The organism is Actinosynnema sp. (genome assembly GCF_052038725.1).
The window spans coordinates 1-24790 of sequence record NZ_JBQGCX010001201.1 but is presented as its reverse complement, the minus strand read 5'-3'; the positions used below and the strand labels follow the sequence as shown (position 1 = coordinate 24790).

Genomic DNA, 24790 nt, shown 5'->3' with positions numbered 1-24790 from the left:
TCTCAGTGCGGGACTCCAAGAACCCCGAGGGGGGTGCGCTCCGGGTCAGCACGGCGTCCTGGGCGGCGTTCACCGCGCGCTTGAAGCGCTAGCACACCTCGGAGTCCTGCCAGTCCACGTCGTCCGGGCGGCGGCCGGTGTTGAGGAGTCGCCTGATCGCCTCCCGCCACACCGGCAGCGGCAAACTCGTCCCCCGGAGCGCTCGGGGCAGGCACGCCCGTGCGGGCGACCAGGACCCGTTCCCCTTGCTCGATGCCGCCGGGCGTCGTCCAGCGCCCGCTCCACGAGCCGGGCGACCTCGGAAAGACTCGGCGCGGTTTCCGACGACGCACCACGCGGAACCGGGCGGCAACCCCGGTGGTCGACCTCAGCGCGCACCGGTGAGGAATCGAGGACCGCGCCCCGCGGAGTGAGTTGCGCCACCTCAGCCCCGGCTGCCGACCCTCGAAAGTGGGTCGCACGGTCGAGCGAAGGGGGTTCCTGAGCGCTTTGGTAAGGAAACCTTGACCGTCGACGGGGAAACCCGAGCCGAGGTGTCAGTTCGAGCCGGACCCCGAAGTCACGTCGCCGGACGCCTCGGGCTCGCCGCGCAGCTGCGCGCGCAGGCGCTCGCGCTCGGCCTTGCGGACCTGGTCGCGCTCGTTCAGCCCGATCGCCACCCGCTGCCTGAGCCCCTTGAACACGAAGAGCGACAGCGGCAGCGCGACGACCAGCGACACCAGCAGCGCGACCAGCAGCGGCACGTTCACCATGACCAGCGCCAACGCCACCAGCGCGACCATCGCGAACCGCGCCACCACGTAAAGCGCCACGTCACGACCCAGATGCACGGCCATCACCCTACGCGTCCAGCCCCACCGTGGTCGTGTTGGGCCTGCCCTCGAACCTGGTCGACAGCACGACCGTCGTCCTGGTCCGCGCGACGCCGGGGATCTTCCGCAGCGCGCCGAGCGAGCGCTCCAACTCGTCCACCGTGGGCACCCGCACCTTGACGATGAACGACTCGTCCCCGGCCACCCGGTAGCACGACTCGACCTCGATCAGCTCGGCCAGCGAGAGCGCGACCTCGTTGTCGTCCGCCGTGTCCGTCGGGTGGATGCTGATCAGCGCCGTGACGCCGAGCCCGACCGAGCTGGGGTCCACCACGGCGTGGTAGCCGACGATCACCCCGGACGCTTCCAGCTTCCCGACCCGCTCGTGCACGGCCGAGGCCGACAACCCCACCTTGCGCCCCAGGTCGGCGTAGGTGGCCCGGCCGTTCTCCCGCAGGGCGGCGATGATCTGGCGATCCACTGCGTCCACCCGGCAAGCCTAGGCCCACCGGCAACCGGTGTCCGAATTCCCGCAGTTCGTCCCTTTGCTACCTCTTTACCATCACCCAAGCGTTCGAGTACCCGAAGGGTGGGATGCCACGATGCGTCCGGTACGTCTGATCGACAGGGGAGGCCACCGTGACCACGATGCAAGCTCATCCAGGGGAACGCCTGCTGACTCCCGGTGAGGTCGCCAACCTCTTCCGGGTCGACCCGAAGACCGTGACCCGCTGGGCCACCGCGGGCCGCATCGGCTCCATCCGCACGCCGGGCGGGCACCGCCGGTTCCGCGAGTCCGAGGTGCAGACCCTGCTCCACCAGCTCACGACCGAGGCCACCGAGCCCGTCAGGCACTGACGGCGCGCACGGCCGGGCCCGCTGCGGGCGGCGGGCCGCCGGGCAGGGGGAACCGGGGGAACCCGGTGCGCCCGACCGGAGTCGTTCACCCTCCAGACACGGGTAACCTCGTGGTCAAGGAGGTGCCCATGCTGTACGTGCTCGCGCTGATCGGCGCCCTCACCATCGCGGTGCTGCTCTGGCGCGCGTTCGGGTCCGCACGGCCCGAGAGCGTCGCGACCAGGCGGTTCGTGGCGCCCGACGACGACCCGGAGTTCCTGCGCAAGCTCGGCGAGCAGCAGAGCAAGCAGAAGCGGCAGGACGAGGAGTGACGCGGCGGGGCCTCCCGGTGAGGCCCCTCGCGCGTTCGCGGGCACCCGGCGGCAACCCGCCGTCAACCTCGCGCGCCGCCGACCTCGCACGCCCCGGCACGCGGGCTCCCGCGCGCCGCTGAACGGCACCAGTGCGCCCTCGGACGGCCCCGGCGCGCTCCTGAGCGGCCCCAGCACGCCGCTGGACGTATCCCAGTCCGCCCTGGACGGCCCCAGCGCACCTCCGAACGGCCCCAGCCCCCGGACACGCGAAAGCCGCCGCCCGCGAGTGCGGAACGGCGGCCTGTCACGTCCCCGGAAGGCCCTCGGGCCTGGTCAGGGCTCAGTCGTTCACCTCACTTGCTGGGGAAGTCGTCCGCCACGACGGCGGCCAGCTCCAGCAGCGCCAGCCTGGTGTCCGGGCTGAGCTTGTCCAGCTCGATCTCCGCCCCCTCCTCCAGGTGCGCGTCGAACGGGATGCGGACGACCGCGCGGCACCGCTGCGCGAAGTGCGCCGCCAGCTTGTCCAGGTCGACCTTGCCGGAGCCCGGCCGCACCGAGTTGATCACCGCGACGGACTTGGCGACGAGGTCGCGGTAGCCGTGCGCCTCCAGCCAGTCCAGGGTGGCCGCCGACGTCTGCGCGCCGTCCACCGAGCCGGACGACACCAGCACCAGCGAGTCGGCCTGGTCGAGCACGCCCTTCATGGCCGAGTGCATCAGACCGGTGCCGCAGTCGGTGAGCACGATGTTGTAGAAGTGCTCCAGCAGCGCGACGGTCCGCAGGTAGTCCTGGTCGCTGAACGCCTCGGAGGCCGCCGGGTCCTGCTCGGACGCCAGCACCTCCAGCCTGCTCGGCGACTGCGAGGTGTACGCGCGCACGTCGCTGTACTTGGTGATCCGGGCGACGTCGCGCAGCAGGTGCCGCACGGTCGCGGTGGTCTCCCTCGGCACCTTCAGCGCCAGCGTGCCCCGGTCCGGGTTGGCGTCCACGGCGATGACCCGGTCGCCGCGCAGCGAGGAGAACGTGGAGCCGAGCGTGGTGGTCGTCGTGGTCTTGCCGACGCCGCCCTTCAGGCTCAGCATGGCGATCTTGTAGCACCCGCGCAGCGGCTGGTTGATCCGCCCGATCAGCTCGCGCCTGCGCAGGTCGGCCGGGCTCTCGCCGAGGTTGATCAACCCGCCGGAGAGGGAGTGCAGCGTCTTGCGCCAGCCCGACTGCGGGGGGCGCTTCGCGCGCTTTATCAACTGCTGCGACGACACCTCGTTGGCCTTGCTGGCGTCGCCGCGCTGCTGCGGGGCCTGCTGGCCGTAGCCGCCGTACCCGCCCTGCGGGAAGTTGTTGGGAGCCGGGTAGCCGGTGGGCTGGCCGACCGGGTAACCGCCGGACTGCGAGCCGGGGACCGGGTAGCCGCCGGACTGGGAGCCGGGGACCTGGTACGCGTCGGACTGGGAGCCGGGAGCGGGGTAGGCCCCGGACTGCGAGCCGGGAGCCGGGTACGCGCCCGACTGGGAACCCGGCGCGGGGTAGGCCCCGGACTGCCAGTCCGACACCGGGTACGCGCCGGACTGCGAACCGGGAGCCGGGTACGCGCCGGACGCCCCACCGCTGACCGGCACTCCCCCCGACGGCGTGGACTCGATGTAGGCGGTCGACGGGTCCGCGTACATCGAGTCCGCGTAGCCCTGGCCCTGGTCCACCGGGTAGCTGCCGGAGTGGTTCGGATTGCCCTCCGAACCGGGCTGCTGCCTCGGAGAATCAGGGTTCTCGTAGTGACCGGTCACCGCTGGGGTCCTCCCTGAGGATGCGGATCGAGACCTCCCCGACCCCACGGGTGCGACGGTAGTAGGGGGCAACCGGTTCCACGACAGCGGGAGTGAACGATCGGCTTTCGATCGGCTAACGCCCGAGCACGGCTCAGCTGACGCCCGCGTACGAGTGCAACCCGGTGGTCACGAGGTTGACGAAGAAGAGGTTGAAGATGGTCATCGCGAACCCGACCACGTTGATCCACGCGGCGGGCCTGCCCCGCCATCCTGCCGTGGCGCGGGCGTGCAGGTAGGCCGCGTAGACCACCCAGGAGACGAACGCCACCGTCTCCTTGGGGTCCCAGCCCCAGAACCGGCCCCACGCGGCCTCGGCCCAGATCGCGCCGGTGATGATGCCGATGGTGAACAGCGGGAACGCGAAGACGGTGCTGCGGTAGGCGATCCGGTCGAGCACGTCGCTGTCGGGCAGCTTCGGGAACCGCTCGGGGTTCCCGGCCTTGACCAGGTAGAGCAGGCTGGCGACGCCCGGCACGAAGAACACGCCGCTGGAGATCGAGATGACCGAGACGTGGATGACCAGCCAGTAGGACTGGAGGGCGGGCACGACCGGCGCGGCGTCGGTGTAGAGGACGGTGCCGCCGAGGAACATGATGATCACGACGGGGGTCAGGATGATCCCGCCGAGCTTGCGCACCGGGAAGGCGCGCATCAGCACGATCCAGGTGACGACGGCGGCCAGCGTGAGCATGGCGCCGTACTCGTACATGTTGCCCCACGGGGCGCGGCCGGTGGCCAGGCCTCGGGTGACCAGGGACGCCAGGTGCAGCAGCGCGCCCAGCACGGTCAGGGCGGCGCCCATGCGGCCCAGGCGCTCGGCGCGCGGGAGCTTGGGCTCCTCCACGACCCGGCCGGGGGTCCACGAGCCGTCCGCGCCGACGCCCGCGGTGGGCGTGGCGGTCGCGCCGACCAGCGCCCGCTCCTCCTGGGGCTTGGTGCGGGCGAACGCCTGCTCGCACAGGTAGAGGACGGCGGCGAGGACGTAGACCGCCACCGCGGCGACGTAGGTCCAATCGCTGTAGTCCGCCATGGCGGTCGCCTGCATCAGCTCTTCCTTCGTTCCGACGGGCCGGGTCCCAGCAGGTCGCGGGACAGGTCGGTGAACTCGCCGCCGTAGCCCGCTTGGTCGGTGCGCGCCAGGCCGCCGACCTCGATTACCGTACGCCCGTCCTGGCCGGGGGTCGCCCTGACCCAGATCCGCCTGCGCTTGACGCTGAGCGACACCATCAGGCCCAGGATGATCAGGATCGAGAACACCAGCACGTACACCTGGGACGGGTCGTGCGAGATCTGGATGGACACCCAGTCGCGCACCCCGTCGAACCTGATCCGCGTGCCGTCGTCCAGGGTCAGCTCCTCGCCGACGCCGAGGTTCTGCCTGGCGACCTTGGCGAGCTTGCCGCTCTCCACCTGCTCCTGCGAGATGGAGAAGATCGACTGGCCGCGCCCGGTGTCGGTGCCCAGGTCGCCCCGGTAGACGTCGATCGCGACCGCCGGGTCGCGGGGTTCGGGGAAGGAGGAGGTGAGGATCTCGCCGTGGTAGAACGCGGTCGGCGCGAGCAGGCCGGTGATGGCGAGCTGGCTCTTGCGGCGCTGCTCGGCGTCGGTCACGCCGGGCGGGTCGAACTTGGTGGCGCCCTCGGAGGCGAACGTGACCTGGTCGACCGGCCGCCACTGGATCGCGCCCTCGCGGACCTCCCCGTTGGGGAAGGTGACGGTGAACAGCGGGGTGTAGCCGTGGCCGAGGAGGTAGACGCGGTCGCCCGCCGTGCGCAGCGGGTGGTTCACCTGGAGCAGGTAGTCGCGCCACGTGCCGGTGACCAGGTCCTCGCCGGACTGGTACTGGACGTTCGCGCTGAACTGCTCGGCCTGGCCGTTCTCCAGGTAGGACGCGGAGAAGTCGTTGATCTTGACGCAGAACTGGGACAGGTCGGTGCCGTCAACCTGGAGGCCGGGGCGGAACGTGTCGTAGTTGTAGACGCCGGAGTTGCAGAACTGGCCGCCCTGCGTCTGCACGATGACCTGGCCCTCGTAGCCGACGATCTTGCCGACGGCGAAGGAGACGAGCAGGCCCAGCAGGGCGAAGTGAAACACCAGGTTGCCGGTCTCGCGCAGGAAGCCGCGCTCGGCGCTGACGCTGCGCGCGCCGTCCGCCTCCTCGCGCTCGACCAGCCGCCAACCGCGCAGCCGCTGGCGGGCCGCCGCCACGACGTCCTCGGCGGTGGCCTGCGACTCGCCCTCGGCGTGGTGCGGGAGTCGGGCCAGGTTGCGCGGGGTGAGCACGGGCTTGGCCCGCATCTGCCCGTAGTACTCCCAGGTGCGCGGGAGCAGGCAGCCGACGAGCGAGGCGAACAGCAGCACGTAGATCGCGGAGAACCAGGTGCTGGCGTAGACGTCGAAGAAGCCGAGGTCGTCCAGGTACTCGGCCCACCAGCCGTTCTGGGCGATGTAGTCGGCGGTCTTCTGCGCGTTGAGCGGGCGCTGCGGCAGCATCGCGCCCGGCATGGCCCCGAGCGCGAGCAGGAACAGCAGGGTCAGCGCCGTGCGCATCGACGTGAGGCCGCGCCACGTGTTGCGCAGGAAGGCGATCGCGGCGCGCACTAGAGGGGCAGCTCGTAGTCGTTGACGACGGCGATCCGCAACCAGCCCACGAAGTCCCCCCACAACCCGGTCACCAGTGCGACGCCCACCAGGATCAGCAGGGAGCCGCCGAAGATCTGCACCGCACGGCCGTGGGTGCGCAGCCAGCCGGTCATCCGGACCGCCCAGCGGGTGCCCAGCGCGATCAGCACGAACGGCAGTCCGAGGCCGAGGCAGTAGGCGAGCACGAGCAGGGCGCCCCGGCCGGTGGCCGAGCCGACCTCGGTGCCCCTGGCGAGCGCGAGCACGCCTGCCAGGGTCGGGCCGAGGCACGGGGTCCAGCCGAGCGCGAACACGCCGCCGAGCAGCGGCGCGCCGAGCAGGCCGCCGCGCGGGACGCGGTGCACCCGGACGTCGCGCTGCAGGGCGGGGATCAGGCCGATGAAGACCAGGCCCATGGCGATCGTGACGACGCCGCCGATCCGCTGCAGCAGGTCCTCGTTGAGCCAGAGCACCTCGGTGGCGCCGAGGACGACGAACGAGGTGAGCGCGAAGACGACGGTGAAGCCGAGGACGAAGAGCAGGGAGGCCCCGGCGACGCGCCAGCGGCCGGATTTGCGGTCCTCGTCCGCGCCCACGGCGGGCGCGTCGGCGCCGACCAGGCCGGCGAGGTACGCGAGGTAGCCGGGGACCAGCGGGACCACGCACGGCGACGCGAAGGAGATCGCCCCCGCGAGGAGGGCGACACCGGTGGCCAGAAGCAACGGCCCGGAGGTCACCAGCTCCGTCGGGTTCACGGGTTTCAGGGTAGGTAACCGCACGTGACGGGCTCGCACCGGACACCCCTAGCCGCGACCTGGGTCACACTCAGGGGTGGGGCTCCCCTTGTGGGTGATCGGCGGCGTCCATAGCTTGATCACATGCGTGCACACCGGCTCACCCTGCCCGTGCTGGTCGCCGCTGCCTCGCTCCTGTCCGCGCCGATCTCCTCGGCGGCGCCGGACGTGGAGTGGGTGGAGGCCTTCTCCCCCGACGGGACGATCACCCAGGTCCCGGTCCCGGTTCCGGGGGATTTGCAGAAGAGATCCGCGCCCGCGGAGGTCGCTGCGGAGGTGGTGGCGATCCAGGAGACCGGGGCTCCGGGGGATCGGTTCGACCTGGTGTTCGTGGGGGACGGGTACGCGGAGGGGGATCTGCCCGCCTACCGGCGTGACGCCGAGTCGAAGTGGGAGGAGTTGTCGGCGGTCGAGCCGTTCAAGACGTACAAGCAGTACTTCAACGTCTGGCGGGTCGACGTGATCTCCCCGGAGTCGGGGGTGGACAACGATCCCTCGCTGGGGACGGCGAAGGACACGGCGATGGACATGGGGTTCTGGTGCCAGGGGCGGGATCTGGCGACGGAGCGGTTGTTGTGCGTGGACGAGGGGGCGGCGCGGCGGTACGCGGCGCTGGCGCCTCAGGCGGACCAGGTGATCGCACTGGGGAACACGTCGAAGTACGGCGGCGCGGGTGGTGGGGTGGCCACGGCGGCGGGTGGGAACGAGTCGGCCGGGCAGATCGCGGTGCACGAGCTGGGGCACTCGATCGGCGGGTTGGCGGATGAGTACGAGTACCCGTACGAGCGGTACGCGGGGACTGAGCCGTGGGAGCCGAACGTGACCGGGGACGCGAGCGGGGGGAAGTGGGGCTCGTACCTGGGGAAGGAGTCCCCGGATGGTGGGGTGGTCGGGGTTTACGAGGGGGCTCGGTATTACCGGTACGGGTTGTACCGGCCGACTGAGAACTCGATCATGCGGACGTTGGGGCAGGAGTTCAACCTGGTCGGGTTGGACGTGATGGCTGAGGCGTTCGAGGCTCGGATTCCGGAGTTGGGGGCTGAGCGGGTGGCTGGGCCTGCGGTGACGCGGTTGGGTGACCGGTGGCCTGGGAGTGAGCGGGTGGGGGCCGAGGGCGAGAGGCTGAAAGTCAAGAGCTAAGGGCTCGCCTCGCCGGCGGGGCAGACCTCCAAAAAAGAGGGGACACGGGCTCTGCCGGCCGGTGACCGTTGGTCTTGTGGTCCCGTTTACCCCTGCGGTGGGCGGGGTCCCTCTTCTCCGTTTGGCCTCCTTTCAGGCAAGCACACTCGTCAAGACGCCGTTGGGCACCCCGGTCTTCCGGGCAGTGCGGCGGCGTCTGGACACCTGCGCTCGGGCTGCGCCTGGCCACACGGAGAAGAGGGACGCGGGATGGGGCGGCTGCGGGCTCGCTGCGCTCGCCCCGCAGCCCGCGAGGCGGTGAAGGGGGGAGTGCAGCCCGCGAGGCGGTCAACCCGTGAGGTGGTCAGCCTGCGAGGCGGTCAGGTGAAGTCGAGGACCAAGCGGCCTCGTAGGGCGCCTGCCTCCAGGAGGCGGTGGGCTTCTGCGGCGCGTTCTGCGGGGAGGACCTCGGCGACGCGGAGGGTCAGGTGGCCTTTGCCTGCGGCTTGGCTCAGCTCGGTCAGGGTCTTGGTGTCGGTCATGCGGTCCGGGACCATCACCGGGCGGACTTGGATGCCGCGTTCGGCTGGGCCTGCCCAGCCGCGCAGTTCGACCAGGGTTCCGCCGTCGGCCAGCGCGGGCAGCAGTTCGGTGGTTTGGGCGGAGCCGTCCACCAGGCCGGGGACGCCGTCGGGGAGCAGGGCCCGGACGTGCTCGGCGACACCAGTGCCGCGCGGGACCACGTGGTCTGCGCCGAAGGACCGCACCAGTTCGGCGTCCCGCTCGGCGGCGTCGGCGACCACCAGCAGGCCGTCCGCCTTCGCCAGTTCGACCGCGTAGCCGCCGACGGCCCCGGCCGCTCCGGTCACCGCGACGGTCGCCCCCCGTGGCAGGTTCAGCTCGTCCAGCGCGACGCGGGCCGTCAGGGCGTTCATCAGCAGGGTGGAGGCCGCGTGGAGGTCGACGCCCTCCGGTGCGGGGACCACGGACGCCTCGGGGATCACGACGTGGTCCGCGTACGCGCCGCCGCGCGGGGTGGTGAACAGGACGAGTGCGACCACCGGTTGGCCGACCACCAGGCGGTCCACACCGGGGCCCACCTGGTCGACCACGCCCGCCGCGTCCATGCCGGGCACGAATGGCGGGGTCGCGTTCGGCATTCGGACGGCGTGGCCGCCGGTGCGGAGGAGGACGTCGGTGGGGTTGACCGCTGCCGCGTGGACGCGGATTCGGACTTCGCCGGGGCCCGCCTGCGGTTCGGGGAGGTCGAGCAGGCGGAGTTCTTCCGGGCCGCCGAAGCGGTGCACGCCGATGGCTCTCATCAACGGCACAACCACGGGAAGCGGTCCGACCACCCCACGTCTGGCCGGACCGCTTCGGTGTGGCGAAGCGCTACTCGGCGGCCAGCTCCTCGACCAGGGGCAGGAGGTCGCTGGCGATCAGGCTCTCCAGGAAGACGGCCGCCACGCGGTGCTGCTTGTCCAGGACGATCGTGGACGGGACGGCGTTCGGGGGGTAGCCCTTGAAGGCCAGGAGGGTGCGGCCCGAGTCGTCGTAGATCGACGGGTAGGTCAGGCCGCGGTTGGACTTGAAGTCGCGGCCCGCGTTGATCGAGGTCTCGCGGACGTCCAGACCGAGGACCTGGACGCCCTTGGGGCCCGCCTCGTCCTGGACCTTCTGCATCTCGGGGGCCTCGGTCCGGCACGGCGGGCACCAGGCGCCCCAGACGTTGACCACGACCACCTTGCCCGCGTAGTCGTCCAGGGAGATGGTCTTGCCGTCCTCCATGAGGGACGGGCCGCTCAGGCCGCTGATCGGCTTGCGGTCGTCGCCGTCGTAGCGGATGCGGACCTGACCGCCGGGTGCGACGAACTGGAACTCGCCGCCCACCGCCACCGCGTCGTCACCGGTCGCGCACCCGGAGGCCAGCGCCAGCGCGAGCAGCGCGGGCGCCAGCCTCCGCCACGTTCGCCTGCTCACGCCCCGGTCACCCTGGGGTCGGTGCTGCCCGCGGGCTCGCTGTAGACGATCCTGATCAGCTCCTCGCCCTGGAACACCAGGCTGGTGAGCGAGGCCAGGGAGCACTCCCGCCTGCGCGGGTCGTGCCACATGCGCTTGCCCTCCAGGAAGCGGCGCAGGGTCCAGATCGGCAGCTGGTGCGACACGATCACGGCCTCGTGGCCCTCGGCGATGGCCCGCGCCCGCTGCACGCCCGCGAGCATCCGGTGCGCGATGTGCAGGTACGGCTCGCCCCAGGACGGCAGGAACGGGTTGACCAGCTTCGGCCAGTGCTGCGGCTGCCTCAGCGCGCCGTCGCCGACCGCGACCTTGAGGCCCTCGAACTTGTTGCCCGCCTCGATCAGCCTCGGGTCGGTGGCCAGGTCCAGGCGGTGCGAGTCGGCGATGGGGGTCGCGGTCTGCTGGGCGCGCTCCAGCGGGGAGGCGACGACGTGCGCGACGTCGTGGTCCGCGAGGTGCTCGGCGACCGTGAGGGCCTGCCGCTCGCCCTTGTCGGACAGCTTGAAGCCCGGCAGGCGGCCGTACAGGATGCCGGTGGGGTTGTGCACCTCACCGTGCCGCATGACGTGGACGACGGTCCGGCTCACTGCTGGGCCTCCCTGGCGGCGCGGGCCGCGTGCGGCAGCGCCTCGGCGATCTGGTCGAAGTCGGCGTCGGTCATGGCGGCGTTGACGAACCACGCCTCGAAGGCGCTCGGCGGGGCGTACACGCCGCGCTCCAGCAGGGCGTGGAAGAACGGGGGGAAGCGCCAGGTCTGCGCGGCCTGGGCACCCGCGTAGTCGACGACCTCGTCCTCGGTGAAGAAGACGCTGACCAGGTTGCCCGCGAACTGCACCCGGTGCGGCACGCCCGCCTCGGTGAGCGCGGAGGTGAACAGCGCGCCGAGGCGAGTGGCGTTGGCGTCGAGGGCGCGGTAGACGTCGTCGGTGGCGGCGCGCAGCGTGGCCAGGCCCGCGGCGACCGCGACGGGGTTCCCGGAGAGCGTGCCCGCCTGGTAGACGGGGCCCGCGGGCGCGAGCTTGGCCATCACGTCGGCGCGACCGCCGAACGCGGCGGCGGGCAGGCCGCCGGACATGACCTTGCCGAAGGTGTAGAGGTCGCCGGGCACCGCGTCGATCCCGAACCAGCCGGAGCGGGACACCCGGAAACCGGTCATGACCTCGTCGACGACCAGCAGCGCGCCATTGGCGTGGCACAGCTCGCGCAGCTTGGCGTTGAACCCGTCGCGCGGGGCGACCGCGCCCATGTTGCCCGCGGCGGCCTCGGTGATGACGCACGCGATCTCGCCGTCGTTCTCGGCGAACGCGGCCTCCAGCGCGGCGACGTCGTTGTAGGGCAGCACGAGCGTGTCGGCGGCCTGCGCGCCGGTGACGCCCGGCGAGGTCGGCAGGCCCAGGGTCGCGACGCCGGAACCCGCCTGGGCGAGCAGCGCGTCGACGTGGCCGTGGTAGCAGCCCGCGAACTTGACGACCTTGCGGCGACCGGTGAAGCCCCTGGCCAGCCGGATGGCGCTCATGGTCGCCTCGGTGCCGGAGTTGACCAGCCGCACCTGCTCGACGGGCAGGACGCGGCCGATGATCTCCTCGGCCAGCTCGATCTCGCCCTCGGTGGGGGTGCCGAACGACAGGCCGTGCACGGCAGCCGCGCGGACCGCGTCGACCACCTCGGGGTGGGCGTGGCCGAGGATCATCGGTCCCCAGGACGAGACCAGGTCGACGTACCGGTTGCCGTCGGCGTCCCACAGGTGCGGGCCCTCGCCGCGCACCATGAACCGGGGCGTGCCTCCGACCGAGTGGAAGGCCCTGACCGGGGAGTTGACGCCTCCGGGGATCACCGTTGACGCGCGGTCGAACAGGGCCTGGGATCGTTGGGCTGTCACGGTCCCAGTCTCACACGAGGTGGCGGGGGCGGGTGGGGGCGGTCCGCCGCTCGGGGTGGGAACGTCGAGGTCGACCGGGTGCGGGGGGCTCCGCTGGGACCAGCGTCACGCTCGGGTGCGGTGGTCCCGGTCGGCGGGGAACGGTCGGGCCTCGCCGTCGTGATCGGGGCCGGTGTGGTGGTCGGGGTCGGGGTAGTCGTGGTCCGGGTGGGCGTCGGCGTGCTCGACGCCGTCCTCGCCGCTGGTGCGCACGGCCAGCACCACCTGCCGCACCGCGTCCAGCACCAGCAGGCCGGCCAGCACGCCGAGCACGATCGCGGCGCCGATCCAGTTGCCGAAGTACCGCGTCGACTCCAGCTGGGGCAGGTCGGGGCCCGCGTCGTAGCTGTAGTGGCGGATGCCGCGGTCCCAGGTCCAGGAGGCCGCCACCAGCAGCAGCACCGCGCCCAGCACCTCGGCCGCCGCGGTCAGCGCCCGCCTCGGCTGGTGCAGCGCGGGTCCGGGGGCCTCGGCGGGCGCGCCTGCCGTCACAGCGGTCGTCACGACCAGCAGCCTCTCACGACCGGCCGGGCGCGCGCAGCAGGCGGTCGAGGGCCTCGGTGAGGGCGGCCCGGTCCCTGGCCCAGCCGAGCGCGACGGTGCCGTCCGACAGCCGCACCGGCACCGGCTCGGTGCCGCGCGGCAGGGTCCAGCCGCCGCCGAGCACGCGCGCCCCCGCCCTGGGCTCGACGCCCCTGACCTCGGTGATGTCGCGCACCGGCAGCTCCTCGCGGCCCTGGTGCAGCGCGACCGGCGTCAGCCGCACCCCGAGCACCCGCCTGCGGCCCTGCACCCACACGGCGGTGGGCAGCAGCAGCACGACGGCCACGACCAGCCAGAACAGCGGGCGCGCACCGCCGGTCAGCGCCTCGACGGCGAACCCGATCAGCGCGAACGCGGGCCCCCACGCGAGCGGCCACCAGGTCGCGCCGCGCTCCGAGTAGAGGGTGGGCTGCTCCACCGTCAGCGCACCCCCGCCGCGAAGTGGTGCTTGGCGGGCGGCAGGAAGCTCAGCACGGCCGCGAGCAGCGGGAGGACGAGGCGCAGCACGACGACGACGAGGTCGAGCGCGTCACCGCCGTCGCCGCCCACCTCCAGGAGCAGGGCGAACAGGCCGATCACCACCCCGCCGAACGCGAGGCCGAGCCGGGCGCCCGCGCCACCGCGCAGCAGGCGGACCGCGCAGGCCACGCCGCCGATCGCGACGCAGGAGGAGAAGAACAGCGACATGACCGACCCGCCGCCGCCGAGGTCGCCCCCGTGGTGGAGGACGAGGGCGAGCGTGCCCAGCGGCCAGGACAGCGAGGCGGCCACCCAGAGGGCGAACGAGATCACCACGACGAGGGGGCGCTGGCCGGGGCCGACGAGGACGTTCTGCACCGGCGTCATCTGCGGCGGCAGCGGGAGACCCGGCTGCGGCGGCAGGGGGTGGCCCGGCTGCCACGGCTGCGGGTGCGCGGGCTGGTGGTAGCCCGGTCGGGGGTACCCCGGCTGGTGCGGGTTCGGCGCCCCGTAGTGGGCCTGCGGGTGGGCCTGCGCCCCCAGGCCGGGGTCGTACCGGGTGGGGTCGTACGCGCTGACGCTGTACTGGCCTGCGCTCTGCTGCCCGGCGTCGTACTGGCCCGAGCCGAACTGGTCGGCGTCCTGCCGGTCGGTCGCGCCGAACCGGCCCGCGCCCCCCTGGCCCTGCTGCCCCTGGTCGCCCCACGACGGCTCGCTCATGCGTCCTTCTCCCCTGGCGGCTTCTCCTGCCGGACGCCCCCCGCACCCGGCCGACCGGTGGTGGCGGCCCGTCGCACTGGGCCGGCCCTCGCCGGTTGTGTCACCGCATCAGGTGATCCCGAACGTGAGGACGGATGCGGGTGAAGGACTAACGGTAGCGGCCCGCCTCGAAGTAGGCCTTGGCCTTGGGGGTGTACAGCGCGCCGACGCCCACCGCCGGGATGATCGCGAGCAGCAGGGTGACGACGTTCGCGCTGAACACCAGGTACGCCAGCGCGAGGCAGGCGAGCACGGTCAGCGCGACGCGGGCCCACGGCTTGCCCAGGCGCGCGTGGTGCGCGAACAGCACGGCCAGCACGGCGAACACCACGGTCAGCACGAGCGTGACGATCAGGACCGTGGTGACCAGCGGGACGAGCTGCTCCCTGGGGATGTCCGGGTACTGCTGACCCTCGACCAGCAGGTCGGTGGCCGCGTCGAGCTGGGTGAACGAGATCAGCGCGAACAGCGAGAACAGCACGGCCCCGGACACCCACACCCAGAAGGCGACGGTGACCTCGCGCGGTCGCTCCACGCGGGACGCGGGCGCTCCCTGCGGCTCGACGCCGCCGAACGGGGGCGCGGACGGGTGGGCGTGGTGGTCGGGCTCCTGCGGCGGGGTCACGGACCAAAACGGTAATTACGGGCACGGGCCGCTGTCCACTCCCGGTGGACGCGGCCCGTGACCCGCGCGCGTCAGTTGCTCGCGAAGTAGCGGCTCGCGCCGCCGGTGAACATGGTGATGATCGCGCCGATCATCAGCACGAGGTTGACCAGCACGAACAGGCCCTGCAGGACGCCGAGGCCGCCGATGGCGAACAGCAGGCCGAGGATGGCGATGCCGCCGATGAGCAGCATGACCACGCCGAGGCCGCCGAGGACGGCGAGGACGATGCGGGCCCAGTTCGCCCCGCCCCGCATCGCGAACGCGACCGCGACCCAGGCCGCGACGATGATCAGCTGGAAGATGAAGCCGCCGTAGCCGGGGCTGGAGGACTCGATGATCGCGTCCAGGTCGGCGCCCGCGGGCGCGCCCATCTGGATGGCCAGTTCCTTGGCCTGGGCCTCGTAGGTCAGCAGGCTGAGGATCTGCCCGATCACCGAGACGGCCGCCGTGGCTATCCAGAGCATGAAGGACAGGTCGACGTTCTTCGGGCGGGCGACCTGGTGCAGGGAGGCCGGGTCCGGGGCGGAGCTCGGGTAGCCGGCCTGCGGGTACGCCTGCTGCGGGTACCCCGGCTGGGGGTAGCCCTGCTGGGGCTGCTGCTGGGACGGGTCGTACGGGTTAGGCGTGGTCATGGCCGGGACGGTAGAGACCGTGTGAGGTACACGTGAGCCGAACGAGTGAGTAACTACAATCCGTTAGCTACCCTGCGTCATCGTTCGGCTGCACGTCGTCACCTGGTCGCGAAGTAGCGGCTCGCGCCGCCGGTGAACATGTAGACGATGGCGGCGAGCATCACCGGGATGCTGGCGATGCTGAGCAGCGCCTCCACGACGCCGAGCGCCCCGATGGCGAACAGCACGGGCAGCGAGAACAGGCTGACCAGCGCGCCGAACACCAGCGACAGCGCGCCGAGGACGGTCAGCACGATGCGCGCCCAGTTCGCGCCGCCCCGCATGGCGAACGCGACCGCCACCCAGACCGCGGTGATCGCCAGCGTGAACGCGATGCTGCCGAAGCTGACGCTGGTGTCGATCTCGGCCGGGTCGATGGGCAGACCGGCCTCGGTGAGCCTGGCGGCGGACTCGGCGACCGTCGCCTCGATGTTGAGGCTGCTGACGATGAGCGACAGCACGGACAGGCCCGCGCTGACCAGCCAGAGCAGGAAGGACAGGTCGACGGACTTCGGGCGGGGCGTCGGCTCGCCCTCGGCCATCGGGCCTGCCGCCGGGAACGAGGGGTAGCCGGCCTGCGGGTAGCCGGGCTGCGGGTAGCCGGGCTGGAGGTGGCCCTGGGGCTGGCCCGCCTGCGGGTAGCCCTGCGGGGCCCCGGCCTGGGGGTACCCGCCCTGCGGGTACCCCTGCGGCGGCTGGCCCTGCGAGCCGTGCGGATCGGGGGTGGTCATGCCCGGAACGGTAGAGAATGGACAAGCCGGGCGTGACTCGGGACAACCGGACGACTACAACCCGTTAGCTACCGTGCGTCGCTGGCCGATCACGGGCGGTCGCGGCAGGAAGTAGCCCTTGGTCGTCGGGTGGTACATCAGCACCAGCGACACCGGGTAGACCAGCAGCAGCACCCCGCCCACGACCAGGTCGGACACCGGCGGCGCGGCGACCTTCAGCACCTCGGCCAGGCCCGTGCCGACCGCCAGCAGCGAGATGCCGTTCGAGGCGATCCCGAAACCGGCGAACACGGTCAGCACGATCCGCGCCCAGTTCTGCCCGCCTGCGAACCGCACCGCCAGCAGCACGTACACCGCCGTCATCAGCAGCTGCACCATCAGCGCGCCGCCGATCGTCGCGGTCACCCCGTCGTCGATCATCGACTGGTGCCAGTCCGGGTACTCGGCCCTGACCTGCGCGGTGATCGCAGTCCGGTCCATCAACCGCACCACGAGCCCGACCAGGCCCAGCGCCGCGACCCCGAACCACAGGCGCTGCGCCAGCACCACCATCCTCGGCGGCTCCGGCCTCTTCGGCTTCTCCGCGTCCTTCTTGGGCGCGCCGAACCACCCCTCGCTCATCAGCGGTCCAACCAGGTCGCGGCCTCGGCCGCCCAGTAGGTGAGCACGATGTCGGCGCCCGCGCGCCCGATCGAGGTCAGCAGCTCCAGCGCGGTGCGCTCGCGCTCGATCCAGCCGTTCGCGGCGGCGGCCTCGACCATCGCGTACTCGCCGGAGATCTGGTACGCCGCCACCGGCACGTCGCTGGCGTCGGCGACCTGCCGCAGCACGTCCAGGTAGGGCAGGGCGGGCTTGACCATGACCATGTCGGCGCCCTCGGCGAGGTCCAGGGCCAGCTCGCGCAGCGACTCGCGGACGTTCGCCGGGTCCTGCTGGTAGGTCTTGCGGTCGCCCTTGAGCTGCGACTCCACCGCGTCCCGGAACGGCCCGTACAGCGCCGACGAGTACTTGACGGTGTAGGCGAGGATGCCGGTGTCGGTGAACCCGGCCTCGTCCAGCGCGGTGCGGATGAACCCGACCTGGCCGTCCATCATGCCGCTGGGCCCCACCAGGTGGGCGCCCGCGCGGGCCTGGGCCACGGCCATCTCGCCGTAGACCTCCAGGGTCGCGTCGTTGTCGACGGTCCCGTCGGCGGCGAGCACGCCGCAGTGCCCGTGGTCGGTGAACTCGTCCAGGCAGCAGTCCGACATCAGCACGGTGGCGTCGCCCAGCTCGGAGCGCAGGTCGGCCAGGGCGACGTTGAGGATGCCGTCCGGGTCGGTCGCGCCGGAGCCGACGGCGTCGCGCTCGGCGGGCACGCCGAACAGCATGATCCCGCCGACGCCCGCCTCCACCGCCTCCACGGCGGCCTTGCGCAGCGAGTCGCGGCTGTGCTGGAGGACACCCGGCATGGAGGGGATCTCGACGGGTTCCCGCGCGCCCTCCTTCACGAACGCGGGCAGCACGAGCTGGCTCGGCCTGACCTCGGTCTCGGCAACCAGTCGGCGCATCGCGGGCGTGGTGCGCAGGCGGCGGGGGCGGTGGGACGGGAACACTTCCGGTGCACTCCTCGACGGCTGTCGGTGTCCGCCCGTGCGCCGCCTCGCGGGACGCCGCCGGACGGCGGTCTTGCGGACCGCCCGCGCCGGGGTCCGGCGCGGACGTGCGGCCACCCCCGGATCGGTCACCACGCGTGACGACACCGGGATGGCCCGCGCTCGGCGGGAACCGGGGGTCCGGCTCACGTCCAGCGGCGGTCGTGCTCGGCGGCGCGCTCCGGGGCAGGAGCGGCCGGGCGACGCCCGTCACCGAGCGTCGTCGCACCGATTCTGTCCCCGTCCCGCGACCACCGGCGCACCGGGGGTGCGGCGCCGCCGATCGCCCCCGCTCCGGCGGCGGGCCGAACGGGTCGCCGCGCACCAGGCACAACGCGCGCGGCCCGCCCCGGAGTTCCGGGACGGGCCGCGCGAGGCTCAGATCACGCAGGCTCAGGACCTGCGCAGGCGCTTGGTCTTGCGCGGCGGGGGCAGGGCGCCCTCGGCGCGCAGCCTCGCCGCGTGCTGCGCCAGCGCGTCCACCAGCGCCGGGACGTTCGCGTCCTCGGGCTGCACGTCCACGCGCAGGCCGAACTCGCGCGCCGTCTCCGCCGTCTGCGGGCCGATGCAGGCCACCAGCGTGCGGGCGTGCGGCTTGCCCGCGATGCCGACCAGGTTCCGGACCGTGGACGACGAGGTGAAGCACACCGCGTCGAACCCGCCGGACTTGATCATCTCGCGGGTGTCGGCGGGCGGCGGGGCGGCCCGCACGGTGCGGTAGGCCGTCACGTCGTCGATCTCCCAGCCCCGGTCGCGCAGCCCGGCCGCGAGGGTCTCGGTGGCGATGTCGGCGCGCGGCAGCAGCACCCGGTCGACCGGGTCCAGGATGTCGTCGTACGGCGGGAAGTCGGCCAGCAGGCCCTCGGAGGACTGCTCGCCGGACGGCACCAGCTCCGGGATGATCCCGAAGCCGCGCACCTTCGCCGCCGTGGCCTCGCCGACGCAGGCGATCTTCACGCCGGAGAACGCGCGGGCGTCCAGGCCGAACTCGCGGAACTTCTCCCACACCGCGCGCACCGCGTTGGTCGAGGTGAACACGACCCACTGGTAGCGGCCGTCGACCAGGCCCTTGACCGAGCGCTCCATCTGCGCCGGGCTGCGCGGCGGCTCGACGGAGATCGTCGGCACCTCCACGGGGATGGCGCCGTGCGAGTGCAGCCGGTCGCTCATCGCGCCCGCCTGCTCCTTGGTCCTGGGCACCAGCACGCGCCAGCCGTACAGCGCCCGCGACTCCCACCAGGACAGCTTCGGCCGGTTCGCGACCGCGCTGCCGACGGTGACCACCAGCGGGCCGGACAGCTCGCCCGCGTCGGCGGCCAGCGAGGCCAGCGTGGTGTCGACGGTGCGCTGGCTGAAGCCGGTGCCGTCGGCGGTCACCGCGACCGGGGTCTGCGGGGCCAGGCCGTGCTCCACCAGCGAGGAAGCCGCCTCGGCGAGGTGGCCGCCGGTCGCGTGCAGCACGAGCGTGCCCGTCGCCGAGGCGAGCCCGGCCCAGTCCACGGCGCCGCGCACGTCGGCCTCGGTGTGCACCGCGCCCAGCGCGACCCCCGCGTACGCGGGGACGGCCGTGCCCGCGGGCACGCCGGGGACCACGTCGAAGGCGATCGTGGTCTTGGAGACGGCGTGCGCCTCCTTCACCACGGAGTCCAGGGTCAGCGGGTCGCCCGCGACCAGCCGGACCACGGCCGCGCCGTTCTTGGCCTCGGCCACCAGGTCCTTCGCCACGTCGGCGGGCTCGCCGACCGCGGGCCGGACCTCGACGCCGTCGGGGACCAAGGCGACCACCTCGGCGGGCACGTCCGGGTCCGTCACGACCAGCTCGGCCTTGCCGAGCAGGTCGCGGGCCCGGACCGTGAGGAGCCCGGTGTCACCTGGGCCGGAGCCCACGAAGGCGACTCGGCCGGGGGTCTTGCGCGCGCGGGTCATCAGGGCACTCCCCATCAACTACGCCCCGCCGACCGCGCTGCGGCGTGGCCGGAGAGGTCGAGCAACTCGGCGGCCAGCGCGCGGCCGAGTTCCTCTGCTGCGGTCAAGTCACCGGTGGCCGACGCGCGGAGGAGGTCGCCGTCCTCCGCCGCCACGACCCCGCGGAGGGAGATGCGGAGGACCACCGCTCCCTCGTCGTCGAGGTCTTCCACCACATCGGCCAGTGCGCCGACCGGCGCGCTGCACCCGGCTTCGAGCGCGGCCAGCATGGCGCGCTCGGCGGTGACAGCGGCCCGACTGGCCGAATCGTCGAGCGTGGAGCGGAGCAAGTGCTCGGTGTCGACGTCGTCGACCCGGCACTCGATCGCCAGTGCGCCCTGCGCGGGCGCGGGGAGCATCTGGATCGGGTCGAGGACCTCGGTGATGTTCTCGACCCGGCCGAGCCGGGAGATCCCGGCGCGGGCGAGCACGACGGCGTCCAGCTCGCCGTCGAAGACCCTGGCCATGCGGCTGTCGATGTTGCCCCGGATGGGCAGGATCTCCAGGCCGAGGCCGAGCGCCGCCAGCTGCGTGGCGCGGCGCGGGGAGCCCGTGCCGACCTTGGAGCCGGGGGGCAGCTCGCCCAGGGTCAGCCCGTCGCGGGCGACCAGCGCGTCGCGCGGGTCCTCGCGCGGCGGGATCGCGGCCAGCGACAGCCGGGTGTCCGGGGCGGTGGGCAGGTCCTTGTACGAGTGCACGGCGACGTCGACCTCGCCGGGCGCGAGCGCGTCGCGCAGCGCCGAGGTGAAGACCCCGACGCCGATCTCCGCGATGGGCGCGTGCGAGCGGTCACCGGGCGTGGAGACCGTGACGATCTCCACCTGGGCGCCCGCGGCGCGCAGGGCGTCGGCGATGATGCCGGTCTGCGCGAGCGCCAGCGCGCTTCCTCGGGTGCCGATCCTCAGGGTGCGGTTCACCGCGTCTCACCTTTGTGTTGCGGGGACTGGGGGGTGCTGACCGCGGCGGGCGCCTGCGGGTCGAGGCCGAACAGCTCGCGCAGCGCCTCGGCGTAGCCCGCGCCGCCCGGCCCGGCGGCCAGCTGCTTGACCCGCACGGTCGGCGTGTGGAGCAGCTTGTCGACCACCCGGCGGACCGTCTTGGCCAGCTCGGCGCGCACCGCGCCGTCCAGCTCGGGCAGCCGGGAGTCGAGCCGCAGCAGCTCGGAGTCGACCACCTCGGCGGCGCGCTTGCGCAGGGCCGTGACGGTGGGCGTGACCTCGGCCGAGCGCTGCCCGGCCAGGTAGGCGCGGACCTCCTCGGCGACGATCTCCGCCGCGCGCTGGGCGTCCTGCCCGGTCGGGGCGTCGGACAGCCTGCGCTGCAGGGTCTCCAGGTCGACCACCCGCACGTTCGCCAGCAGCTCGGCGGCGGGGTCGACGTCCTTGGGGAGGCCGAGGTCGCAGACGACCAGCGGCCGGTCGGGCGCGCGGTCGCCGATGGCCTCGGCACCCACGGTGAGGTCCATCGAGCCGGTGCAGGCGAACAGCACGTCGGCGGCGGCGACCTCGTCGAACAGGGTGTCCAGGCCCACCGACTCGGCGGGCACGCCCTCGGCGCGCAGCGCCTCGGCGAGGCGGGCGCCGTTGGCGGCGGTGCGGTTGGCGATGGCGACCGAGCCGATGCCCGCGCGGCGCAGGTGCGCCACGGCGAGACCGCCCATGGAGCCCGCGCCGACGATCAGGGCCCGCTTGCCCGCCAGGCCGCCGAGCGCCTGCTCGGCGTCGGCCAGCGCCTCGGACACCACGGACGCGCCCGCGTGGTCGATGCCGGTGTCGCTGTGCACCCGCTTGCCGACGCGCAGCGCCTGCTGGACGAGCTCGTGCAGGGCGCGGCCGACCACGCCCGCCTCGTCGGCGGCGGCGTACGCGGAGCGCAGCTGGCCGAGGATCTGGGCCTCGCCCACGACCATCGAGTCCAGGCCCGCGGCCACGGAGAACAGGTGGTCCACCGCGGCGCCCGCGTAGTGGACGAACAGGTGCTCGAACAGCTCGGCGGTGTCCACGCCCGACTGGCGGGCGAGCACCTCGACGACCTCGTTCATGCCACCGTGGAAGGTCTCGACGACGGCGTACACCTCGACCCGGTTGCAGGTCGAGAGCAGCACGGCCTCCGAGACGCTGGGGGCGGCGAGCAGCTGGCCGAGGACCTTGGGCAGGTCGGCGACGGCCGCGCGCTCCAGCACGGGCACCGGTGTGGTCCGGTGGGACAGCCCCACGACGAGGAGGCTCATACCGCGACCACGTCCAACGGAGCCGTCCGGCTCACTACCCGCACGCTCACGGGCGAATCACCACCCCGTCCACACCGACTCCGCTGGCTCCGCTGACCACTTCCCCGGCGGCTTCGTCAGCCCGTCGCGCGACGTGGAACGACAGGATCTGCATCTCGACCGCCAGGTCGACCTTGCGCACCTCGACGTTGTCCGGGACCTGGAGGACGACGGGTGCGAAGTTCAGGATGCACTGGACTCCGGCGGATACCAAACGGTCGCAGACGGCCTGGGCGGCCTGGGGCGGGGTCGCGATGACCCCGATGGACACCTCCCGCTCGGCGCAGACCGAGGCGAGGTCGTCGATGTGGCTGACCGGGATTCCCCCTACCGGGACGCCGGTCAGGTCGGGGTCCATGTCGAACAGCGCGGCCACCGGGAAGCCCCTGCTGGGGAAGCCGCCGTAGTTGGCCAGCGCGTGACCAAGATTACCGATTCCCACGACCGCGACGCTGTGCTTGCGGGTGAGGCCGAGGATGCGCTCGATGTGGCTCACGAGCACCTCGACGTCGTAGCCGACGCCGCGCGTGCCGTACGAGCCCACGTAGGACAGGTCCTTGCGGAGCTTCGCCGAGTTGACCCCGGCCGCGCCGGAGAGCTCCTCGCTGGAGATGGTCGTCACGCCCTGGTCGGCCATGCCGGAGAGCACCCTCAGGTACACCGCGAGCCGGGCGACCGCCGCTTCGGGGATCGCGCGGGCCCGCTCCCGGACCTCGGCCTCCGCAGGGGCCTTCGGGGTGGTCGCGCTCGCGTCACCCTCGCCCCGCTGAGCCGCCACGCTGGTACTCCTCAGACGTCCGCCACCAAGAGCCGCCGGGCACCTCCACCAGCGGTGTGATGCGACCACCGTACAGCTTGTGAACGCACGCACAAAGTCGGCGGAACCGCCCCGTCACACCGGGTGAAGTCGGCTAACGCGGTGAGGACACCTGGATCGCGCCCGCCCGCGCCTGCGGGCGGGCGCGCCCGGAAGGCGGCGAGCCGCGGGCCCGTCCCCGGTCCCCGCGGCTCGCCCCCGTCCACTACCCGGTCAGGCCGCGGGCGGGGTCAGCACGGTGTCGATCACGAACACGGTGGCGTTCTTGGTCGGGATGTTCCCGCACAGGACCTTCGCGTCGTTCACCATCATCGACTCGCCGGAGCCGGTGACCTTGAGCTCCTCGCCGGTCAGCGCCTTCACGGCGCCCGCGGCCTCCAGGCCCTTGGCGTCGTAGCGCTTGCCCACCACGTGGTACTGCAGGACCTTGGCCAGCTCCTCGGGCTTGGACGCCAGCTCCTGGAACTTGGCCTCGCCGAGCGCCTCGAACGCCGGGTCCGCGGGCGCGAACACGGTGATCGCGGTCTGCGCGTTGAGCGTGTCGACCAGGTTGGCCGCCTTCACGGCGGTGACCAGCTTGGTGAGCAGCGGGTTGTTGCTGGCGGCGGTCGCCACCGGGTCGGTGACCATGCCCTCCAGGGAGCCCTTGTTGGACGGGTCCTGCGGGACGCTGGCGCAGCCGGGCCCGAACACGTCAGTGGTCTTCGTGGCGCCGTCCGCGCTGCTCATCTGGGTCATCGGCGCGGACGACGAGGCTGCGGGCGCGCTGCTCGTCGACGCGGTGTCCCCGCTGCCTCCGCAGGCGGTGAGGGCCAGGGACGCGACCAGCGCGGTTCCGACGAGGGCGAGCTTGCTGTTCCGCACGGCGGATCACTCCTCAGTGAGTTCAACCATCAGTGGTTTCCACTGATTCGTTCGACTCAGATCGCTCTGAGGTTCAGCTCTTTCACCCGACCGTGAAGAAAATCGAGTGCCACCCGGTCGCGCCGTCCGGGATCGGGGGCACCCGCTCCTGCGGCTGGGTCCGCCCCTCCAGGTCGGTGGCGCGCACCTCGACGGTGTGACCGCCGGGCGGCAGGTCCAGCTCGGCCCGCCACATCCGCCAGGTCGAGGCGTTCACCTCGGCGGCCAGCCGCGCGGTCTGCCACGGGCCGCCGTCGGCGCGCACCTCGACCTTGCCGACGCCCACCGGCTGGGCCCAGGCGACGCCGGTCACCACGGCCTTCCCGGTGACCGTGGACAGGCCCTTGGGGCTGTCGATCCGGGACATGAGCTTGATCGGGCCGCGCGCCGCCCAGCCGCGCTCGCGCCAGTAGCAGGTGCGCTCGGCGAACGTGGTGAGCAGCAGGTCGACGACCCACTTGGTGGCCGAGATGTACCCGTAGAGGCCGGGCACGACCAGGCGGGCGGGGAAGCCGTGCTCGACCGGCAGCGGCTCGCCGTTCATGGCCAGCGCGATCAGGGCGCCCCGGTCGGGCTCCATGACGACGTCGACCGGCGTGCCCGCCGTCCAGCCGTCCGCGCTGGTGGAGAACAGCTGGTCGGCTCCGGGGCGGACGCCGGCCTCCAGCAGCACGTCGCGCAGCGGGACGCCGACGAAGGTCGCGGTGGAGGCGTAGGGGCCGCCGACCTCGTTGGAGACGCAGGTGAGGGTGGTGGTCTGCTCGACCAGGTCGCGCTTGCGCAGGTCCTCGTAGGTGAGGGTGAGCTCGCGGTCGACCAGGCCGTGGACCTTGAGCGACCAGTCCTCGGCGCGGACCTTGGGCACGGTCAGGGCGGTGTCGACGCGGTAGAAGTCGGCGTTCGGGGTGAGGAAGGTCGGGGTGCCCTCGGCGGCGAAGTCGGCGCCGTCCGGGATGGCGGGGGCGCGGACGGCGGGCTCCAGGCTGCCGACGGCGGTGCGGGAGCCCTCGACGTCGGTCCGGCTGCCGATGAGCTGGCCGGCGGCCCCGGCGACAACGGCCGCGCCCGCGACGGTGAGGAAGGCGCGGCGGTCGGGGGCGACGGGCTTCTCGGC

Annotated in this window: 28 protein-coding genes; 4 read left to right on the top strand and 24 right to left on the bottom strand. The window is 72.7% G+C overall.

Going from position 1 to position 24790, the window contains the following annotated elements; genetic code table 11:
- Positions 1-5 precede the first annotated feature (5 nt).
- Complete coding sequence (locus ACTUAL_RS25265) at positions 6-92, top strand: DUF397 domain-containing protein (protein WP_440901993.1); 87 nt, start codon at positions 6-8, stop codon at positions 90-92.
- Between the two features lie 444 nt (positions 93-536).
- Here the strand turns inward: ACTUAL_RS25265 and ACTUAL_RS25260 are convergent, their stop codons facing one another.
- Positions 537-836, bottom strand: coding sequence for a DUF4229 domain-containing protein (locus ACTUAL_RS25260; RefSeq protein ID WP_096498114.1), 300 nt, complete (start codon positions 834-836; stop codon positions 537-539).
- A gap of 4 nt (positions 837-840) precedes the next feature.
- Positions 841-1302: an Lrp/AsnC family transcriptional regulator gene (locus tag ACTUAL_RS25255; RefSeq protein WP_177154551.1), complete on the bottom strand. Its 462-nt coding sequence runs from the start codon at positions 1300-1302 to the stop codon at positions 841-843.
- 158 nt (positions 1303-1460) lie between these two features.
- Here ACTUAL_RS25255 and ACTUAL_RS25250 point away from each other — a divergent pair, with 158 nt between their 5' ends.
- Both ACTUAL_RS25250 and ACTUAL_RS25245 read left to right on the top strand, forming a co-directional pair.
- Complete coding sequence (locus ACTUAL_RS25250) at positions 1461-1670, top strand: BldC family transcriptional regulator (protein WP_041838603.1); 210 nt, start codon at positions 1461-1463, stop codon at positions 1668-1670.
- Between the two features lie 128 nt (positions 1671-1798).
- Complete coding sequence (locus ACTUAL_RS25245; protein WP_015805385.1) at positions 1799-1981, top strand: hypothetical protein; 183 nt, start codon at positions 1799-1801, stop codon at positions 1979-1981.
- A gap of 335 nt (positions 1982-2316) precedes the next feature.
- Here the strand turns inward: ACTUAL_RS25245 and ACTUAL_RS25240 are convergent, their stop codons facing one another.
- The 4 genes from ACTUAL_RS25240 to ACTUAL_RS25225 all read right to left on the bottom strand — a co-directional run bounded on the left by ACTUAL_RS25240 (position 2317) and on the right by ACTUAL_RS25225 (position 7163).
- Positions 2317-3744 (bottom strand): AAA family ATPase, encoded by a 1428-nt coding sequence (locus tag ACTUAL_RS25240; protein WP_440901992.1) that lies wholly within the window; start codon positions 3742-3744, stop codon positions 2317-2319.
- 133 nt (positions 3745-3877) lie between these two features.
- The gene (ccsB, locus tag ACTUAL_RS25235) at positions 3878-4831 is read right to left on the bottom strand and encodes a c-type cytochrome biogenesis protein CcsB (protein WP_096497214.1); all 954 of its coding nucleotides are present in this window, start codon (positions 4829-4831) and stop codon (positions 3878-3880) included.
- Positions 4831-6387: a cytochrome c biogenesis protein ResB gene (gene resB / locus ACTUAL_RS25230; RefSeq protein WP_177154552.1), complete on the bottom strand. Its 1557-nt coding sequence runs from the start codon at positions 6385-6387 to the stop codon at positions 4831-4833. The genes ccsB and resB overlap by 1 nt, the downstream gene beginning before the upstream one ends.
- Entirely contained in the window at positions 6387-7163 is a 777-nt protein-coding gene (locus tag ACTUAL_RS25225) for a cytochrome c biogenesis CcdA family protein (RefSeq protein ID WP_096497216.1), read from the bottom strand. The genes resB and ACTUAL_RS25225 overlap by 1 nt, the downstream gene beginning before the upstream one ends.
- A 123-nt stretch (positions 7164-7286) precedes the next feature.
- Here ACTUAL_RS25225 and ACTUAL_RS25220 point away from each other — a divergent pair, with 123 nt between their 5' ends.
- Positions 7287-8342 (top strand): M64 family metallopeptidase, encoded by a 1056-nt coding sequence (locus ACTUAL_RS25220; RefSeq protein WP_440901991.1) that lies wholly within the window; start codon positions 7287-7289, stop codon positions 8340-8342.
- A 359-nt stretch (positions 8343-8701) separates the two neighbouring features.
- On the opposite strand, the gene ACTUAL_RS25215 is transcribed toward ACTUAL_RS25220, so the two are convergent.
- The 18 genes from ACTUAL_RS25215 to ACTUAL_RS25130 all read right to left on the bottom strand — a co-directional run.
- Positions 8702-9643 carry an NADP-dependent oxidoreductase gene (locus ACTUAL_RS25215; RefSeq protein WP_440901990.1) on the bottom strand — a complete coding sequence of 314 codons (942 nt, stop codon included), beginning with the start codon at positions 9641-9643 and terminating at the stop codon, positions 8702-8704.
- A gap of 70 nt (positions 9644-9713) precedes the next feature.
- Positions 9714-10301, bottom strand: coding sequence for a TlpA disulfide reductase family protein (locus ACTUAL_RS25210; protein ID WP_096497219.1), 588 nt, complete (start codon positions 10299-10301; stop codon positions 9714-9716).
- On the bottom strand, positions 10298-10903 hold the full coding sequence (locus tag ACTUAL_RS25205) for a histidine phosphatase family protein (protein ID WP_096498115.1): 606 nt from the start codon (positions 10901-10903) through the stop codon (positions 10298-10300). The genes ACTUAL_RS25210 and ACTUAL_RS25205 overlap by 4 nt, the downstream gene beginning before the upstream one ends.
- A 20-nt stretch (positions 10904-10923) precedes the next feature.
- Entirely contained in the window at positions 10924-12219 is a 1296-nt protein-coding gene (hemL, locus tag ACTUAL_RS25200) for a glutamate-1-semialdehyde 2,1-aminomutase (RefSeq protein WP_096497220.1), read from the bottom strand.
- A gap of 105 nt (positions 12220-12324) precedes the next feature.
- Complete coding sequence (locus tag ACTUAL_RS25195; RefSeq protein ID WP_440901989.1) at positions 12325-12762, bottom strand: hypothetical protein; 438 nt, start codon at positions 12760-12762, stop codon at positions 12325-12327.
- Between the two features lie 13 nt (positions 12763-12775).
- Entirely contained in the window at positions 12776-13219 is a 444-nt protein-coding gene (locus ACTUAL_RS25190; RefSeq protein ID WP_096497222.1) for a DUF3093 family protein, read from the bottom strand.
- A gap of 2 nt (positions 13220-13221) precedes the next feature.
- On the bottom strand, positions 13222-13980 hold the full coding sequence (locus ACTUAL_RS25185; RefSeq protein WP_440901988.1) for a hypothetical protein: 759 nt from the start codon (positions 13978-13980) through the stop codon (positions 13222-13224).
- Between the two features lie 148 nt (positions 13981-14128).
- Complete coding sequence (locus ACTUAL_RS25180; RefSeq protein WP_096497224.1) at positions 14129-14644, bottom strand: hypothetical protein; 516 nt, start codon at positions 14642-14644, stop codon at positions 14129-14131.
- Between the two features lie 71 nt (positions 14645-14715).
- A complete protein-coding gene (locus ACTUAL_RS25175) occupies positions 14716-15318 on the bottom strand; it encodes a hypothetical protein (protein ID WP_096497225.1) in 603 nt (200 codons plus the stop codon).
- A 98-nt stretch (positions 15319-15416) separates the two neighbouring features.
- Positions 15417-16088, bottom strand: coding sequence for a hypothetical protein (locus ACTUAL_RS25170; RefSeq protein ID WP_440901987.1), 672 nt, complete (start codon positions 16086-16088; stop codon positions 15417-15419).
- Between the two features lie 54 nt (positions 16089-16142).
- Positions 16143-16709 (bottom strand): hypothetical protein, encoded by a 567-nt coding sequence (locus ACTUAL_RS25165; protein ID WP_096497226.1) that lies wholly within the window; start codon positions 16707-16709, stop codon positions 16143-16145.
- A complete protein-coding gene (gene hemB / locus ACTUAL_RS25160) occupies positions 16709-17683 on the bottom strand; it encodes a porphobilinogen synthase (RefSeq protein WP_440901986.1) in 975 nt (324 codons plus the stop codon). The genes ACTUAL_RS25165 and hemB overlap by 1 nt, the downstream gene beginning before the upstream one ends.
- A 432-nt stretch (positions 17684-18115) precedes the next feature.
- Positions 18116-19648, bottom strand: coding sequence for a uroporphyrinogen-III synthase (locus tag ACTUAL_RS25155; RefSeq protein ID WP_015805403.1), 1533 nt, complete (start codon positions 19646-19648; stop codon positions 18116-18118).
- Positions 19649-19662: 14 nt separating this feature from the next.
- On the bottom strand, positions 19663-20604 hold the full coding sequence (gene hemC, locus ACTUAL_RS25150; protein ID WP_440901985.1) for a hydroxymethylbilane synthase: 942 nt from the start codon (positions 20602-20604) through the stop codon (positions 19663-19665).
- A complete protein-coding gene (locus ACTUAL_RS25145; RefSeq protein ID WP_096497229.1) occupies positions 20601-21917 on the bottom strand; it encodes a glutamyl-tRNA reductase in 1317 nt (438 codons plus the stop codon). Before ACTUAL_RS25145 ends, hemC begins: the two co-directional genes overlap by 4 nt.
- 46 nt (positions 21918-21963) lie before the next feature.
- Positions 21964-22734, bottom strand: a complete 771-nt coding sequence (locus tag ACTUAL_RS25140; RefSeq protein ID WP_015805406.1) for a redox-sensing transcriptional repressor Rex — start codon at positions 22732-22734, stop codon at positions 21964-21966.
- Between the two features lie 252 nt (positions 22735-22986).
- Entirely contained in the window at positions 22987-23637 is a 651-nt protein-coding gene (locus tag ACTUAL_RS25135; protein ID WP_096497230.1) for a fasciclin domain-containing protein, read from the bottom strand.
- Positions 23638-23719: 82 nt separating this feature from the next.
- The coding region (locus ACTUAL_RS25130) for a molybdopterin-dependent oxidoreductase (protein WP_440901984.1) at positions 23720-24790 on the bottom strand (1071 nt) is incomplete at its 5' end.

What these genes read in the sequence shown, in the direction of transcription:
- ACTUAL_RS25260 (WP_096498114.1), bottom strand. Translation starts at nt 836, where the DNA reads ATGGCCGTGCATCTGGGTCGTGACGTGGCGCTTTACGTGGTGGCGCGG.
- ACTUAL_RS25250 (WP_041838603.1), top strand. Translation starts at nt 1,461, where the DNA reads ATGCAAGCTCATCCAGGGGAACGCCTGCTGACTCCCGGTGAGGTCGCC.
- ACTUAL_RS25245 (WP_015805385.1), top strand. Translation starts at nt 1,799, where the DNA reads ATGCTGTACGTGCTCGCGCTGATCGGCGCCCTCACCATCGCGGTGCTG.
- ccsB (WP_096497214.1), bottom strand. Translation starts at nt 4,831, where the DNA reads ATGCAGGCGACCGCCATGGCGGACTACAGCGATTGGACCTACGTCGCC.
- ACTUAL_RS25220 (WP_440901991.1), top strand. Translation starts at nt 7,287, where the DNA reads ATGCGTGCACACCGGCTCACCCTGCCCGTGCTGGTCGCCGCTGCCTCG.
- ACTUAL_RS25215 (WP_440901990.1), bottom strand. Translation starts at nt 9,643, where the DNA reads ATGAGAGCCATCGGCGTGCACCGCTTCGGCGGCCCGGAAGAACTCCGC.
- ACTUAL_RS25205 (WP_096498115.1), bottom strand. Translation starts at nt 10,903, where the DNA reads ATGCGGCACGGTGAGGTGCACAACCCCACCGGCATCCTGTACGGCCGC.
- ACTUAL_RS25185 (WP_440901988.1), bottom strand. Translation starts at nt 13,980, where the DNA reads ATGAGCGAGCCGTCGTGGGGCGACCAGGGGCAGCAGGGCCAGGGGGGC.
- ACTUAL_RS25175 (WP_096497225.1), bottom strand. Translation starts at nt 15,318, where the DNA reads ATGACCACGCCTAACCCGTACGACCCGTCCCAGCAGCAGCCCCAGCAG.
- ACTUAL_RS25170 (WP_440901987.1), bottom strand. Translation starts at nt 16,088, where the DNA reads ATGACCACCCCCGATCCGCACGGCTCGCAGGGCCAGCCGCCGCAGGGG.
- ACTUAL_RS25165 (WP_096497226.1), bottom strand. Translation starts at nt 16,709, where the DNA reads ATGAGCGAGGGGTGGTTCGGCGCGCCCAAGAAGGACGCGGAGAAGCCG.
- ACTUAL_RS25155 (WP_015805403.1), bottom strand. Translation starts at nt 19,648, where the DNA reads ATGACCCGCGCGCGCAAGACCCCCGGCCGAGTCGCCTTCGTGGGCTCC.
- ACTUAL_RS25145 (WP_096497229.1), bottom strand. Translation starts at nt 21,917, where the DNA reads ATGAGCCTCCTCGTCGTGGGGCTGTCCCACCGGACCACACCGGTGCCC.